The sequence below is a fragment of the Chromobacterium vaccinii genome, assembly GCF_001855275.1.
Lineage (GTDB): Bacteria > Pseudomonadota > Gammaproteobacteria > Burkholderiales > Chromobacteriaceae > Chromobacterium > Chromobacterium vaccinii.
Genome location: NZ_CP017707.1, coordinates 922,954 through 937,749, shown reverse-complemented (window position 1 = coordinate 937,749; position 14,796 = coordinate 922,954). Strand labels below are relative to the sequence as shown.

Annotated in this window: 10 protein-coding genes; 6 read left to right on the top strand and 4 right to left on the bottom strand. The window is 64.1% G+C overall.

Annotation, left to right across the window (positions count from 1 at the left end; genetic code table 11):
* Window positions 1-266 precede the first annotated feature (266 nt).
* Window positions 267-2,642: a 3-hydroxyacyl-CoA dehydrogenase/enoyl-CoA hydratase family protein gene (locus BKX93_RS04140; RefSeq protein WP_070978847.1), complete on the top strand. Its 2,376-nt coding sequence runs from the start codon at window positions 267-269 to the stop codon at window positions 2,640-2,642.
* Window positions 2,643-2,836: 194 nt separating this feature from the next.
* A complete protein-coding gene (locus BKX93_RS04135; protein ID WP_070978845.1) occupies window positions 2,837-4,039 on the top strand; it encodes an acetyl-CoA C-acyltransferase in 1,203 nt (400 codons plus the stop codon).
* A 170-nt stretch (window positions 4,040-4,209) separates the two neighbouring features.
* Here BKX93_RS04135 and BKX93_RS04130 read toward each other — a convergent pair whose 3' ends face one another.
* The 3 genes from BKX93_RS04130 to BKX93_RS04120 form a co-directional block, all read right to left on the bottom strand.
* A complete protein-coding gene (locus tag BKX93_RS04130; RefSeq protein WP_046156965.1) occupies window positions 4,210-4,677 on the bottom strand; it encodes a hypothetical protein in 468 nt (155 codons plus the stop codon).
* Entirely contained in the window at window positions 4,674-6,473 is a 1,800-nt protein-coding gene (locus BKX93_RS04125; protein ID WP_046156964.1) for a S8 family serine peptidase, read from the bottom strand. The genes BKX93_RS04130 and BKX93_RS04125 overlap by 4 nt, the downstream gene beginning before the upstream one ends.
* A 213-nt stretch (window positions 6,474-6,686) precedes the next feature.
* Window positions 6,687-8,204, bottom strand: a complete 1,518-nt coding sequence (locus BKX93_RS04120) for a hypothetical protein (protein WP_046156963.1) — start codon at window positions 8,202-8,204, stop codon at window positions 6,687-6,689.
* Window positions 8,205-8,308: 104 nt separating this feature from the next.
* Here BKX93_RS04120 and BKX93_RS04115 point away from each other — a divergent pair, with 104 nt between their 5' ends.
* The 3 genes from BKX93_RS04115 to BKX93_RS04105 all read left to right on the top strand — a co-directional run bounded on the left by BKX93_RS04115 (window position 8,309) and on the right by BKX93_RS04105 (window position 12,562).
* Window positions 8,309-10,543 (top strand): patatin-like phospholipase family protein, encoded by a 2,235-nt coding sequence (locus BKX93_RS04115; RefSeq protein WP_186009488.1) that lies wholly within the window; start codon window positions 8,309-8,311, stop codon window positions 10,541-10,543.
* Window positions 10,544-10,716: 173 nt separating this feature from the next.
* Window positions 10,717-11,649, top strand: a complete 933-nt coding sequence (locus BKX93_RS04110) for an esterase/lipase family protein (RefSeq protein WP_144408713.1) — start codon at window positions 10,717-10,719, stop codon at window positions 11,647-11,649.
* A 1-nt stretch (window position 11,650) separates the two neighbouring features.
* Window positions 11,651-12,562 carry a lipase secretion chaperone gene (locus BKX93_RS04105; protein ID WP_052717324.1) on the top strand — a complete coding sequence of 304 codons (912 nt, stop codon included), beginning with the start codon at window positions 11,651-11,653 and terminating at the stop codon, window positions 12,560-12,562.
* Window positions 12,563-12,621: 59 nt separating this feature from the next.
* Here BKX93_RS04105 and trpC read toward each other — a convergent pair whose 3' ends face one another.
* Window positions 12,622-13,419 (bottom strand): indole-3-glycerol phosphate synthase TrpC, encoded by a 798-nt coding sequence (trpC, locus tag BKX93_RS04100; protein ID WP_070978842.1) that lies wholly within the window; start codon window positions 13,417-13,419, stop codon window positions 12,622-12,624.
* A 164-nt stretch (window positions 13,420-13,583) separates the two neighbouring features.
* On the opposite strand from trpC, the gene BKX93_RS04095 reads away from it, so the two are divergent.
* Window positions 13,584-14,768, top strand: a complete 1,185-nt coding sequence (locus BKX93_RS04095; RefSeq protein ID WP_070978840.1) for an NnrS family protein — start codon at window positions 13,584-13,586, stop codon at window positions 14,766-14,768.
* The last annotated feature ends 28 nt before the right edge of the window (window positions 14,769-14,796 follow it).

Sequence of the window (14,796 nt, the reverse complement as noted above, 5' to 3'; positions counted from 1 at the left end):
AATCCAGCATAAAAGCGAGTGTTTGATATTTTATCTATGCCCGCGATATGGCCGTTGTTTGCGCTCGAGGAGAGCCGATTGCGGTCCAGACCGGAACAATAGCGATTATCCCCGGTCGTTTCTATCAAGCAGTACCCGCCCGCGCCGCGTCAGCCCCTGCCGGCGCAGGGCAATGGGCAAGGACGATTTCAACGCCCGTCCTTGAAGCAAGCAGGACAGGTTGAGAGGGGCCTGTCTCATGTGTGTTTCAACAAAACGAGGAAACCATGTCTCAAACCAAATTCAATGTACGCAAGGTTGCCGTGCTCGGCGCTGGCGTTATGGGGGCGCAGATCGCCGCCCACCTGGTTAACGCCAAGGTACCGACCATTCTGTTCGACCTTCCGGCCAAGGAAGGCGACAAGAACGGCATCGCGCTGAAGGCCATCGACGGTCTGAAGAAGCTGAAACCCTCTCCGCTGGCCGGCAGCGATGTGGTCGCCCACATCCAGCCCGCCAATTACGACGACCACCTGCACCTGCTGAAGGACTGCGATCTGGTGATCGAAGCCATCGCCGAGCGCATGGACTGGAAGGTGGACCTGTACCACAAGGTGGCGCCGCATCTGGGCGAGCACACCATCTTCGCCACCAACACTTCCGGCCTGTCGATCAACAAGCTGGCCGAAGGCTGCCCGGATTCGGTGCGCCCGCGCTTCTGCGGCGTGCACTTCTTCAACCCGCCGCGCTACATGCACCTGGTTGAGATCATCCCCTGCGTGACCTCCGACGCCCACATCCTGGACAACCTGGAACGCTTCCTGGTGTCCTCGCTGGGCAAGGGCGTGGTGCGCGCCAAGGATACCCCGAACTTCGTCGCCAACCGCATCGGCGTATTCTCGATGCTGGCCACCATCGCCAATGCCGCCAAGTACGGCATCCGCTTCGATGTGGTGGACGACCTGACCGGCCCGCGCCTGGGCCGCCCGAAGTCCGCCACCTTCCGCACCGCCGACGTGGTGGGCCTGGATACCTTCGCCCACGTGGTGAAGACCATGCAGGACACGCTGCCGCAAGACCCGTGGCACAGCCTGTTCGCCACGCCGGACTGGATGCAGCAGCTGATCGCCAACGGCGCGCTGGGCGCCAAGACCCGCGCCGGCATCTACAAGAAAGACGGCAAGCGCATGCTGGTGCTCGACCCGGCCAAGGGCGAGTACGTAGGCTCCGGCGAAAAGGGCGACGACGCGGTCAAGGACATCCTGAAGATCGCCGATCCGGCCGAGAAATTCCAGAAGCTGCGCGACAGCGAGCATCCGCAGGCGCAATTCCTGTGGGCCTGCTTCCGCGACGTGTTCCACTACATTTCCTTCCATCTGGGCGACATCGCCAACTGCGCGCGCGACGTGGACTTCGCCATTCGCTGGGGCTTCGGCTGGTCCGCCGGTCCGTTCGAAACCTGGCAATCCGCCGGCTGGCAGCAGGTGGCCAAGTGGCTGAAGGAAGACATCGCCGCCGGCAAGACCCTGGCCAAGGCCGAGCTGCCGGCCTGGGTGCTGGAAGGCGACCGCGCCGGCGTGCATTTCGCCGACGGCTCCTACAATGCCGCCGACAAGAAGCTGGTTGGCCGCTCCACCCTGGACGTTTACCAGCGCCAGCTGGCTCCGGCCAAGGTATTGGGCGAGAAGTCCGAGCTGCTGGGCGAGACCGTGTTCGAGAACGAGGGCGTGCGCGCCTTCACCACCGGCGACGAAGTGCTGGTGGTATCGTTCAAGTCCAAGGCTCACGCCATCGGCCCGGCCGTGCTGGATGGTTTGAACACCGCGCTGGACATCGCCGAGGACCGCTTCAAGGGCCTGGTGATCTGGCAGACCGAAGAGCCGTTCTCTGTCGGCGCCGACCTGCAGTCGATGATGCCGGCCTTCATGATGGGCGACTGGGACGCGATCGACGCGATGATCGGCCGCTTCCAGTCCACCGCGCTGCGCCTGCGCTACAGCCAGGTTCCGACCGTGGCCGCCACCCAGGGCTATGTGTTCGGCGGCGGCTGCGAGTTCGCGATGCACTGCGACAAGACCGTGGCCGCGCTGGAATCCTATGTCGGCCTGGTGGAAGTGGGCGTCGGCCTGCTGCCGGGCGGCGGCGGCTGCAAGGAATTCGCGCTGCGCGCCTCGCAGGAGTCCAAGGGCGATCTGCTGGCCGCGCTGAAGGATTACTTCATGAACATCGCCACCGCCAAGGTCGCCACCAGCGGCGTGGAAGCGCAGGAGCTGGGCTTCTTCCGCAAGGGCGATCCGGTGGTGTTCAACGCTTACGAGCTGCTGTACGTCGCCAAGAAGCAGGCGCTGGCTCTGGCCGAATCCGGCTACCGTCCGCCGCTGAAGGTGAAGGGCTTCCCGGTTGCCGGCCGTTCCGGCGCGGCGTCGATCAAGGGCCAGCTGGTGAACATGCTGGAAGGCAATTTCATCAGCCAGCACGACTTCTTCATCGCCTCGCAGATCGCCGACGTGATGACCGGCGGCGACTTGGAGGCCGGCACCCTGGTCAACGAGCAATGGATTCTGGAACTGGAGCGCAAGGCCTTCATGACCTTGCTGAAGAACTCCAAGACCCAGGACCGCATCGCCAATATGCTGACGACCGGCAAGCCGCTGCGCAACTAAGTGTTTGGGGATGATTCTGCTGCGCGGACCGATATCGAATGCTGCGATGCTCGCCGTACCACATGTACGGCTGCGCTTCTCGCTTCGATCTCGGCCCGCTCGCGACGAATCCTCCCGCAGACACGGCCAATAGCCAGATGAAAGGTCGCTTGATCGCCGCAGAGCAGATCGGGCGACCGACAGGAGAATCGAAAATGAGCAAACAAGTACAAGAAGCTTACATTGTCGCCGCCACCCGCACTCCGGTGGGTAAGGCGCCGCGCGGCATGATGCGCAATGTGCGTCCGGACGATATGCTGGCGCATGTGATCACCGGCGCGCTGGCGCAAGTGCCGAACCTGGATCCGAAGCTGATTTCCGACTGCGTGGTCGGCTGCGCCTTCCCGGAAGCGGAGCAGGGCCTGAACATGGCGCGCATCGGCGTGTTGCTGGCAGGTCTGCCCAACACAGTGGGCGGCATCACCATCAACCGCTACTGCTCGTCCGGCATCAACGCCGTGCAGATGGCGGCCGACCGCATCCGCCTCGGCGAAGCCGACGTGGTGATCGCAGCCGGTTCCGAATCGATGTCCCTGGTGCCGATGATGGGCAACAAGGTGTCGCTGAACCCGGAAATCTTCGCCAAGGACGAGAATTACGGCATCGCCTACGGCATGGGTCTGACCGCTGAAAAAGTGGCCCAGCAATGGGGCGTGTCGCGCGAAGACCAGGACGCGTTCGCGGTGGAATCCCACCGCCGCGCGCTGGCCGCGATCGACGGCGGCAAGTTCAAGAGCGAGATCACTCCGCTGGAAGTGACCTACCGCACGCCTAACCTGGAAACCGGCGAAGTCATCGCCAAGACCCGCGTGCTGGACACCGACGAAGGCCCGCGCCGCGAGACTACGCTGGAAGGCCTGGCCAAGCTGAAGACCGTGTTCGACGCCAAGGGTTCGGTCACCGCCGGCAACTCTTCGCAGATGTCCGATGGCGCCGGCGCGGTGATCCTGGTGTCCGAGCGCGTGCTGAAGGAGTTCAACCTGGTGCCGCTGGCCCGCTACGTGACCTTCTCGGTCAAGGGCGTGCCGCCGGAAATCATGGGCATCGGTCCGAAGGAAGCCATCCCGGCCGCGCTGGCCCAGGCCGGCCTGAAGCAGGACGACCTGAAGTGGATCGAATTGAACGAAGCCTTCGCCGCCCAGGCGCTGGCCGTCGCGCGCGATCTGGAGCTCGACATGTCCAAGGTGAACCCGCACGGCGGCGCGATCGCTCTGGGCCACCCGTTGGGCGCGACCGGCGCGATCCGCACCGCCACGCTGGTGCACGGCATGCGCGACGCAGGCCTGAAGGGCCACGGCATGGTGACGATGTGCATCGGCACCGGCATGGGCGCCGCCGGCATCATTGAGGTGCTGTAAGCCAAGCTCATTGAACTGATGGTTTATGGAAACGCCACAGCCTTGCGCTGTGGCGTTTTTTATTTCAGTTTGCGCGACGTGAGGGCGAGGGCTCTCGGCGGTAGTGTGCGCAAGGCGGAGAAAAGCCCCGATCGATGATCGGGGCCGTGTGCCGAGCGGCGAGCCGGGGCTTATTCAGCCTGTTTGTCGTTGCTGGCCAACTCCAGCTGGGCCTTTTTCACACGCTTGTCGGCGGACAGCTTTTGCTGCAGCGCCAGCAGATCGGCCTGGGCCGGCGTGTTGAAGATGACGATGCTGGCGGTGCGGTAGCGCACGGTCAGGCCGTGATCGCGGGCGACGGCGGCTTCGTCGTTGGGCGATGCCAGTTGCACCAGCACGGTGCCGCTGACGGTGGCCGGCACGCGTTGCTTGGCGGCCTGCACCACATCGCCGCGCTTCAGCGACGGCGCCGGGGTGCCGGTGCTGCGGGCGGAAACGCCATTGGGGATCTTGGATTGCGGAGCCTGCTTATAGTAGGTCTTGCCGTTGATCACGACCGCCTGGCCAGCGGGTTGGGCCAGGAAGGGCGGCTCGGCGGCCTGGCTGTTGGCGGCCAGGGTCAGCAGGGCGAGGGGAATGAGTCGGATGATCTGTTTCATGCTGCGCTCCGGTGGCCGAAGAAGCGGATCGACCACGATTTCAGTTTGCCTTCCGCGTTGGGAAGCGAGTAGACGTTGTTTTGGCCATTGGCGCGATAGACGTACTGGTATTCGGCGCCATTGGTGTCGATCACGCGCAGCCGCCACTGGCCCTTGGCTTGTTCGCCGTAGAATTGATTGGACAGCAGGCGTTGCTGGTTGAGGCCGTAGGTTTCAGCCACTAGAGCGGTGCGCGGAGACAGCAGCACCGAGCGGGTGCCGGACGGCGAGATCAGTTCCACCGCCAGATCGTTGGCGCGGCCGTGCTCGGCGTCCACCAGGACCTGCACCGCCTCGACAGTCAGGTCGTCGGGTTGGTTGTACGCGCTTTCCACGCCGCGTTCGTCGGCATCCGGGATGGCGGCCTGGGCCGAGACAGTCTGCCAGCGGGTTTTCTGCAGCGGCGGCAGCGGCTTGCTGTAGAACAGCGCCTTTTCCACCGCCTTGTCGATGTTGATCAGGCCGAAACCGTAGAACTGGTGGAAGGGCAGGCCGGCGGCGTTCTTCTGCCAGCCGGAAATGGCCTGGTAGCTGTGCGGGCCGCCGTTCTTGTCCTTGAACGCCAGCGTCACGCCCGGTTGGGCGGCGTCCACCTGGCGGGCGGTGGTGATCAGGATGTGGCGCACGTCGCGGGCGCTGAGCGCCGGATTGGCGGACATCACCAGCGCGAATGAGCCGGAGGTGGACGGCGCGGCGGACGACGTGCCGTTCATGATGCCGTTGTAGTCGCAGTTGGGATCCAGCGCGGTGCCGCCGTGCAGGCCGTTGGCGGTGTTGCCGGTGACGTTGTAGCCGCGGGCGCAGCCCGACAGGTCGGTGGTGACCATCGCCGGCGAATCGGTGCCGTACTCGCCGCCGGGAGCGGTGAGCAGCACATTGGCGCCGACCGACGAGTAGGAGGAGCGCACGCCGTCGGCGTTCAGCGCCGACACCACCACGTTCCAGTAGTTGTTGTTGTCGGTGGACAGGTTGGCGTCCTGCACCGGCAAGCCGTTGTTCCCTTGGTAACCCAATATCACCTCGGTGCTGCTCAGGCGGAAGGAGTTGTAGGCGTTGCCGGCCGACTTGACGAATACCGCGCCGCGGCCCCAGTGGCTGTTGCGGCTGACGTCTTCGTAGGTTTCTTCCTCGGTTTTCAGCTCGATGTCCTGATCCGGGTTGCCGGGGACGGAGGTGAGGGTGGAGGAGCCGTAGCTCTGGTTGAATACGCGGGCGTCGGTGAAGGCTTCCAGCGGACCGCCATTCGGTTTTTTGCCGTGCGCCAGCAGCCAGCCGTCCAGGGTTTGAGCCAGTAGCCAGTTGAAGCCCTTGAGGCCGGCCGAAGGCGCGATGCCGCGGCCGCCTATGCCGTTGAAGGCTACCGCCGCGGCGATGCCGGCCACTGCGGTGCCGTGGCCGTTGCCGCCTGACTCGGGCGTTGGGTCGTTGCTGCCGTTCACCAGGTTCTTGGAGCCGGGCACGATGTTGGCGGCCAGGTCGGGGTGTTTGATTTCCAGACCGTCGTCGATGACGGCGATGGTGGTGCCGATGCCGCGGATGCCGCGCAAGTGGGTGAAGGCGAGATTGAGGTCGACGCCCTTGACGCCGCCGCGTTTGGAGAAGGCGTTCTGACCGGTGTTTTTCAGATGCCATTGCTGGTTGACCAGAGGGTCGCCCGGCAGCAATGGAACGCTGCGATCCGGCGCGGAAGGGGCGGCATGACTGGCCAGGGAGGCCAGCGCCAGCATGACTGCGCTGCTGGTGATGCGAACGTGCATGATTGAGATCCTCTATTTGCCTTTGTTGTTTTGCGACTGTGGTCGCCAGAAGATCATATTTGTTAATTTTTATTGCACAAATATCTTTTTGTCATATTAAGATCGGCGGCAAGAATTTGCGGTTCTCGCGCGAATGGGCAAAGAAGGGAGAGCTGGGGAAAGCGGCAAGAAGAAAAGCAAGAAGCGCCGGCCCATGTCGGGCCGGCGGCGGGGTCAATCCATTTTGGACAGCGTGTCGAAGTTGCTGTGGCTGCAGTCTTCGAATTCCTGTTGCGGGTCTTTCAGCTTGATCTGATAGGATTTGCCTTGAGCGCTGAGCACCAGCTGCTTGTCATCGTCCAGCAGCGTCTTGGGCATCAGGAACCAGCGCTGGCCCTTGCGCGAGTTCGGTTGCGTGATGTAAATGGCCGAGAAAGGCGCGCTGTCAGGTTGCGACGGATCTTGCAGCGAGACCCCGACCGGCGTTTGTCCCAATATTTCGATGCCCACCTTGGTGCCGTTATTCTGGCGTAGAATGCGCCGGATTACGCCCAGCAGCAGCGGGTGGGTCTCGGTTTTGACCAGGATCAGCCGGCCTATCGCCAACTGGTCTATGGTCTTGCCGATGAAGGTGAGTCCCATGCCGGTGCTGCTGATGTCGTTGATGCGCCATTCATCGATGCGGTCGGCTTCCAGCCCGCCTACATCCTGAACCTTGATGTGGAAGGCCACGCGGTCGAAACCTATCGATACCTGAGCGCTGGAGGAGTGCAGCGAGCGTTCCGATTTGCGCAGCGACTTGCCGCCATCGCTGGACCAGCGGACCGCCAGCTTTTCGCACAACACCGACCACTCCTCGCGCTCCAGCTCGCAATCCAGCGCGGCGATTTGCGAGGGGATGCGGACATCGAGGTCGAACATCAGATCGGCCAGGCGGGTGGTGATCTCGTAGGAGGACCAGTAACGGTGCCACTTGCCGGCCATGCCGCGCAGCATCGGCTGCGGAGGTTCCGGCAGGGACAGGTTGTAGACGAAGACCGGCATTTCGGTCGGCGGCTGCTTGTCCAGCGGGATGTTCTGGCAAATCAGCATCAACAGCTGGTCCACCGCGACGATTTCCTTGTGCAGCATGTTCTCGGTCTGAGCCAGGTGCAGCATGCCGGCCTGAACCAGCAGGTGCTCGCAACTGATTTCCTGCTTGGCATCCGGATACAGCAGGATGGGCGAACGGGCGAAGCCCGCTTCCTCCGCGTAGGTGTAGAAACGGAAGCCTTGCTGCCAGGCGTTGCCTTCTGGTTTCAGATAACGCAGCGCGTTCCAGGCCAGCAGCCGCATCTGGTGATGCAGGCCGCGGGTGGTGACCAGCTGCAGCTCCGCGTCGCCAGCCTGGCTGGAGGAGCCGCGGTGCAGGCGCAGGCAGATCTGGTAGGCGCTGGCCAATTCGTGCCAATAGGCGAGAATGGTGGGCAGATAGCCTTTGCTGCCGCCTCTGGAATGAAGATAATCCTGGCATAGCTGGTGGTGTATGCCGGCAGCCTTGTCGTCGACGTAGAGCAGCGTCTTGATGCGTTCCTTCAACGACATCTCGCTATCTGCGTTGATTTTGGATACGGCCTTGATGATTTCCACCAGGGCGGTAAAGTATTCAGCCTGCGGCAGATCGCGCACCAGCAGGGTGGCAGATTGCGCCACGCCTGAGGCGGGCGTGTTCTTGCTGAGAAGTGAGCTGACTAGAGATTTGAAGTCAAACATTGAACCGGGCTTCTGGATATGGGATTTATGTTCTCACTTATATGTCACTCTATCTTACGTCACGCATTGATGCTGGTGAAACCATAATCGCAAATTTATCGGGCATGCCAAAAAGCAAGTTTTTCCCCTATCGTCGTCTGATTCTCGCCTTGTGCGCGGCCGGACTGTTCATTTCGACAGCTGTGGACGCCGCGGATGCGACGCAAGTGCCTGAGGGTGTTGGCGTTGTGCTCGGCGGCGGCGGCGCGCGCGGCTTCGCCCACCTGGGCGTTCTGAAGGAGCTGGAGCGCCTGCGGGTACCCGTGGCCTGCATCTCCGGGACCAGCGCCGGGGCGCTGATCGGTGGCATTTACGCCAACGGCCTGCCGCTGGATGAGATGGAGCGCGAGTTCAATGCCGCCGACTGGGACCAGATGCTGTCCGGCAAGCCGGCGCGAACCGACATCCCATACGATCGAAAGCGCAACGACTACCAGAACTATCTGGATGTCAGCTTCGGGCTCAAGGGCGGCGCGCTGCGGGTTCCGCGCAGCGCGATCAACTCCCAGGGCATCGAACTCTACATCCACAAGCTGACGCGCGATCGAGACATCGACAGTTTCGACAAGCTGCCCATCCCGTTCCGCGCGGTGGCGGCGGATTTGCTGACCGGCGACGCGGTGGTGTTCGACCGGGGCTCGCTATCGCGCGCCTTGCGCGCCAGCATGGCGGTTCCCGGCGTGTTCGACCTGGTGGAGGACGACGGCAAGCTGCTGGTGGATGGCGCCATCGCCCGCAATATCCCGGTGCAGGAAGTGAAGGGCCGCTGCGCCGAGCACGTGATCGTGGTGGACGTGAGCACGCCGCTGTTGAAGGCGGACGAGATACACACGCTGTTCGACGTAGTCGACCAAAGTTCCAACTTGGCGGTGATGCGCAATCAACAGGAGCAAATGAAGCGGTTGGACAAGCGCGACATCGTGATCCGGCCGGATCTGAGCGGCTATACCGTGGCGTCTTTCGGCGACCACAAGGCCATTGTCGAGCGCGGCGCCGAGGCGGCCCGCAAAATGGCGCGGCAATTGTCTACCTATTCGGTTTCGGAGGCGGAGTACCAGGCCTGGAAGAGCAAGCTGAGCCGGCCCCGCTACCCGGTGCTGGATGACGTCAAGGTGGACGGCAAGGACGGCGACTTCACCAAGGTATCGTCCTTGCAGGAGTCGCTGGCTTTTTCATCGAACACGATACCGGTAGGCGAGGCGCGCAACCGGCTGGCGGAAATCTTCACCGGCGGCGAATACGACAAGCTGGGTTATCGCGTGGACAGCGTTTCCGGGCGCAACGTGATGATGGTGATGCCGGTGGAGCGCAGCATAGGCCAGAACACCCTGCATTTCGGTCTAAATCTTAGCAGCGACACGCCGGGCGACAGCCGCTTCACGCTGCGCGCCGCGCATGAGTGGACATCGCTGAACGCTGCGGGAGGCTCCTGGCGCAACGATGTGGCCATTGGCGACGACAAGGCCTTCAAGACCGAACTGTACCAGCCGTTGTGGCGCGGCAGCCCGATGTTCGTCGCCGCTTCGCTAGGGTATCAGCAGAGTCCGTTCAAACTGTTCAATGATGACCACACTGTGTTTGCCACATTCAACAACAGCATAGTCGAAACGCAGGTGAATGCGGGCGTGGCGCTGGGCAAGTATGGCGAGTGGCGATTAGGCCTTTATCGGCAGGATAACGATTTCACCTTGTCGCAAGGCATTCCTGACTACGCTAACAATTTCCGTTTCCGCGATGTCGGCGTGCAGACTCGCCTGGTGGTGGACCAGTTCGATAACCCGCGCTGGCCGCGTTCCGGCTATTACTTCAGCGGCAAGCTGGCGGCCGGCTTGCCGAGGCTGGGTAGCGAGGTCAACCAGAAGCTTTATGATTTCACCGGCGAAGTGGCGCATACCTACGGAGATTTCACCGCGCGCTTCACTGCCAAGGCCAAAGGCTATGTCGATACCAAATCGGACGACGAATTCATCCCGGAAACCCTGGGCGGCTTCCTGAACCTGACGGGCTATCAGAATGGCGAACTCCTGGCCAGCCAGGTGGCGCTGGCCAGGCTGATGGTGTACTGGCGCGCGGCATCGTTGCCAGCTGTGCTGGGGTCTGGAGTATATGCGGGCGTGTCGCTTGAGGCTGGCAAGCTTTGGGGCAATGACTTCGCTACTAGCAAGCTTGCGCACCGCTGGATTCCGGCCGGTTCGGTTTTCCTGGGCGCGGATACTATTCTCGGGCCGTTCTTCGTCGGCATGGGCAGCGCGCAGGGGGGCAGGCTGACCGGCTACATTTATCTCGGCGTAGACTATTGATCCGGACCATCCGCGCGGCTGATGTCGCGCGGATGGCCTGTCCTTAGGTATGGGATCGCCCGACGTCTGAGACAAACGTTTGAATTAACCCTGGATTTTGCCAATGTCATGATCTATCCCGGTTAAGGGCCGCCATCCCGGTGGCCCGCAATCACGATATAACGGGAGAGATAATGAAACAGCTGTTGTCACGCACTGCCTTCTTGCTTGCCTTGTTGCTGCTGCCGTTCGCTTCGGCCCACGCATCCTCCGGCTATACCCAGACCCGCTACCCCATCGTGTTGGTGCACGGCCTGTTCGGCTTCGGCCAGGTGCTGGGCGTCGATTACTTCTACCGCGTGCCGGCCGCCCTGAAGGAGGATGGCGCACAGGTGTTCGTAGCCGAAGTGTCGGCCACCGGCAGCAATGAGGCGCGCGGCGAGCAGCTGTTGCAGCAGGTGCAGCGCATCCTGGCCATCACCGGCGCGCAGAAGGTCAACCTGATCGGCCATAGCCAGGGCGCGCCCACCGCGCGCTACGTGGCGGGCGTGCGGCCGGACCTGGTGGCCTCGGTCACCACCGTCGGCGGCGTCAACAAGGGTTCGGTCGTGGCCGATATCGTTCGCGGCGTGGCGCCTCCGGGATCGGTCAGCGAAGCCGTGGCCGCCGCGGTGACCGGGGCGTTCGTCAAGGTGCTGGCCTTCTTCTCGGGCACCAGCGATCTGCCGCAGCAGCCTATCGATGCGCTGAATTCCCTGACCACGGCCGGTTCGCTGGCGTTCAGCGCCAAGTTCCCGGGCGGCGTGCCGACTTCGGCTTGCGGCGAGGGCGATTACGAGGCCAAGGGAGTGCGTTACTACTCGTGGACCGGCGCCGCCACCACCACCAATGTCCTGGACCCGCTGACCGTGCCGATGGGCGCGCTGGGCCTGGCTTTCGGCTCCACGCCGTCGGATGGCTTGGTCAGCGTATGCTCGGCCCACCTGGGCCAGGTGATCCGCGACGATTACAAGATGAACCACGTCAACGAGATCAATCAGAGCTTCGGCCTGGTCAGCCTGTTCGAGGTGAGCCCGGTCTCGCTGTACCGCCAGCAGGCCAACCGGCTGAAAAACGCGGGGCTGTGAGATGCGCCGCCTCGGCTTGACGCTGGCGGCGGCCTGCGCCGCCTTGCTGGCCTGGTGGGCCTGGCCGGATGGCGCGCAGCCGGAAGCGGCCGCGGCCCGCCAGGCGGCGCGTGGCGGCTTCGCGGCGTCGCTGGTCGGCACTCGGCCGGACGGCGCCGCCGCCGAAACCGGAGGGAAGCTGGTGGTCGATCAGCAGTTGCGCCAGCTGTTCGACTACTACCTGGCCACGCTGGGCGAGCGCGATCTGGCTGCCATCCGTACCGAGTTGCGGAGCCAGCTCAAGCGAGCGCTGGGAGGCGGGGCGCTGACGCAGGCGATGGGGTTGTTCGACCGTTATGTCGCCTACAAGCGTTCGCTCGCCGGCAAGGAGGCGGCGGCGGCCGCGAATCTGCCGCGCCGGCTGGAGTTGGTGCAGGCGGCCAGGCGGCAGTATTTCAGCCAGCTTGAACTGGACGGCTTGTTCGGCGACGAAGACCGCTATGACGACTTTACCGCCAGGCGGTTGGCGATCGAGGCCAATCCGGCGCTGAGCGCGGCCGACAAGCAGCGGATGGTCGCGCAGTTGGAGAGCCGGCTGCCGTCCGCGCTGCGCGCCGCGCGCGAGGAGCCGGTCAAGCACTTGGCGCTAGCCGACGCGGAAGCCCGGTTGAAGCAGGGCGGAGGCGGCGAACAGCAGCTTTACCAATTGCGCGCCGGGATGGTGGGACAGGCGGCGGCGGACAGGCTGGGGGAGCTGGATCGTGAGCAGGCCGGCTGGCAGAAGCGGCTGGACGACTTCAAGAGCGAGCGGACGGCCATTCTCGCCAACGGCGGACTGAGCGCGCAGCAGCGGCAGCAAGCGGTCGCCCAACTGCAGTCTCAGCGGTTTTCGCCGCAGGAGGCGCTGCGCCTGCCGGCGTATTTGCCCAACTGACCGATGCGGGAGACGAAACAGGCGCCCAAGAGCGCCTGTTTTTCGCGGAGCGGCTTCGCTCAGGCGTGGGCGAAGAACAGACGGCGCAGCGCCTCGCCCGGCTCGGTCTCGCGCATGAAGGCCTCGCCGACCAGAAAGGTGTGCACGCCGCTGGCCTGCATCAGCCGCACGTCTTCGATAGTGGCGATGCCGCTCTCGGTGATGGCGATGCGGCCGTCGGTGATGCGCGGCAGCAGCTTCAGCGTGGTGGCCAGGCTCACCTCGAAAGTGCGCAGGTTGCGGTTGTTGACGCCGACCAGCTCGGTTTTCAACTGCAGCGCGGCATCCAGCTCTTCTTCGTTGTGGACCTCCACCAGCACCGCCATGCCCAGCTCGTTCGCCAATGCCTCCAGCGCCTTCATCTTGGGCAGTTCGAGAGCGGCGGCGATCAACAGGATGCAGTCGGCGCCCATCGCGCGGGCTTCGTACACCTGGTAGTCGTCGACGATGAAATCCTTGCGCAGCACGGGCAGGTGGCAGGCGGCGCGCGCCGCCTCCAGGTAGCTCGCGTCGCCCTGGAAATACTGGCGATCGGTCAGCACCGACAGGCAGGCCGCTCCGTGGGCGGCATAGCCCTCGGCGATGGCGGCCGGCTGGAAGTCCTCGCGGATCACGCCTTTGCTGGGGCTGGCTTTCTTGATCTCGGCGATGACGGCCGCCTTGCCCAGCGCGTGTTTGGCGCGCAGGGCGGCGACGAAATCGCGGCGGTCGCCGCGCGCTTCGGCGTCGGCCCGTACCGAGGACAGCGGCCGGCTGGCCTGCGCGGCGGCGATTTCCTGATGTTTGGTGGCGATGATGGTGTTGAGAATGTCGGACATGCTGGCTTCTATGTTGACAACAACGAATGGGCAATCATGCAGAACATCAGGCGGGATGGCAAGCCCGGCGGGACGGACATCGTTTCGGATGCTTGATTCAAATCATTCTCGTTCTCTTGGCCGGGCCGGATACTGCGGGCACCCCCACCCGTCGGAGTTTCGCCATGGCGCGCGCTCATCCTTTCTTTTCCGCCCCGCACCGGGCGGCGTTCCTGCCCGGCATGCTGCTGGCCATCCTGCTGCTGGCGGGCTGGAGCGCCGAACTGGCCGCGCGCCTGCTTGGCCTTGGCCTGCCCTTGGCGCTGCCGGCGATGCTGGCCCACGGTTTCCTGATGCTGTTCGGTTTCTTTCCCTTGTTCATGACCGGCTTTCTGTTCACCGCCGGACCGCGCTGGCTGAATGTGCCGCCGCCCGGACGCGGGGCCTATCTGCTGACGCCGGCGTTGCTGGCCGCCGGCCTGCTGCTGTGGCTGGCCGGCGCGGCAGTCGGAGGCGTTTGGCTGCTGGCCGGCCATCTGGTGTACAGCCTGGGTTTTCTCGGCCTGGCCGGAGGCTTCGCGCGCTTGTTGCTGGCCAGCCCGGCGCCGGATCGGCGCCATGCCTGGGCGGTGCTGTCGGCTTTCGGCATCGGCGTCCTGGCGCTTGGCGCGGCCGGCTATTGGCTGTTGAGCGGCGATGTCCGCGGTTGGCTGTGGATGCGGGACCTGGCCTTGTGGGGCTTTTTGCTGCCGGTATTCCTGACCGTGTGCCACCGCATGCTGCCGTTTTTCTCCTCCAGCGTGCTGGCGCCGTATCAGCCCTGGCGGCCGTGGTGGCTGTTGGCGGCGATGCTGGGAGGCTCTCTGGGGCACGGTCTGTTGTCCATCGCCGGCTGGCCGTCCTGGAGCCTGGATCTGGCGCTGGCCGTCTTGTTTGGCTATACCAGCTGGCGCTGGGGGCTGCTGGCCTCGCTGCGGGTGAAGCTGCTGGCCATGCTGCATCTGTCTTTCGCCTGGCTGGCTGCCGGCTTCGCGTTGTACGCCTGGCAGGGCGCGCTGGGCGGCCTGGCCTGGGCGCCGCTGCACGCGATCTCGGTCGGCTTCTTCCTGACCATGATGATCGCGTTCGTGTCGCGGGTATCGCTGGGCCATTCCGGGCAGCCGCTGGAGGCCGGCAAGGCCTTGTGGGGGCTGTATCTGGCCGCTCAGTGGCTGGCGCTGGCCCGCGTGGTTGCGGATCTGCTGCCGGCCGGCTGGCGCGCCGGCATGTACGGCCTGGCCGCGGCGGGATGGCTGCTGACCCTGCTGCTGTGGGGCAGCCGCTTCCTGCCGGTTTACCTGCGTCCGCGCGCCGACGGCAAAGAGGGTTGATCGGCTTACAAATTTCAAACTGGAGACC

Excerpts from the sequence above, each read along its gene's own strand:
- BKX93_RS04110 (WP_144408713.1), top strand. The coding sequence starts at position 10,717 with ATGAAACAGCTGTTGTCACGCACTGCCTTCTTGCTTGCCTTGTTGCTG.
- BKX93_RS04130 (WP_046156965.1), bottom strand. The coding sequence starts at position 4,677 with ATGAAACAGATCATCCGACTCATTCCCCTCGCCCTGCTGACCCTGGCC.
- BKX93_RS04105 (WP_052717324.1), top strand. The coding sequence starts at position 11,651 with ATGCGCCGCCTCGGCTTGACGCTGGCGGCGGCCTGCGCCGCCTTGCTG.
- trpC (WP_070978842.1), bottom strand. The coding sequence starts at position 13,419 with ATGTCCGACATTCTCAACACCATCATCGCCACCAAACATCAGGAAATC.
- BKX93_RS04125 (WP_046156964.1), bottom strand. The coding sequence starts at position 6,473 with ATGCACGTTCGCATCACCAGCAGCGCAGTCATGCTGGCGCTGGCCTCC.
- BKX93_RS04095 (WP_070978840.1), top strand. The coding sequence starts at position 13,584 with ATGGCGCGCGCTCATCCTTTCTTTTCCGCCCCGCACCGGGCGGCGTTC.
- BKX93_RS04120 (WP_046156963.1), bottom strand. The coding sequence starts at position 8,204 with ATGTTTGACTTCAAATCTCTAGTCAGCTCACTTCTCAGCAAGAACACG.
- BKX93_RS04140 (WP_070978847.1), top strand. The coding sequence starts at position 267 with ATGTCTCAAACCAAATTCAATGTACGCAAGGTTGCCGTGCTCGGCGCT.
- BKX93_RS04115 (WP_186009488.1), top strand. The coding sequence starts at position 8,309 with ATGCCAAAAAGCAAGTTTTTCCCCTATCGTCGTCTGATTCTCGCCTTG.
- BKX93_RS04135 (WP_070978845.1), top strand. The coding sequence starts at position 2,837 with ATGAGCAAACAAGTACAAGAAGCTTACATTGTCGCCGCCACCCGCACT.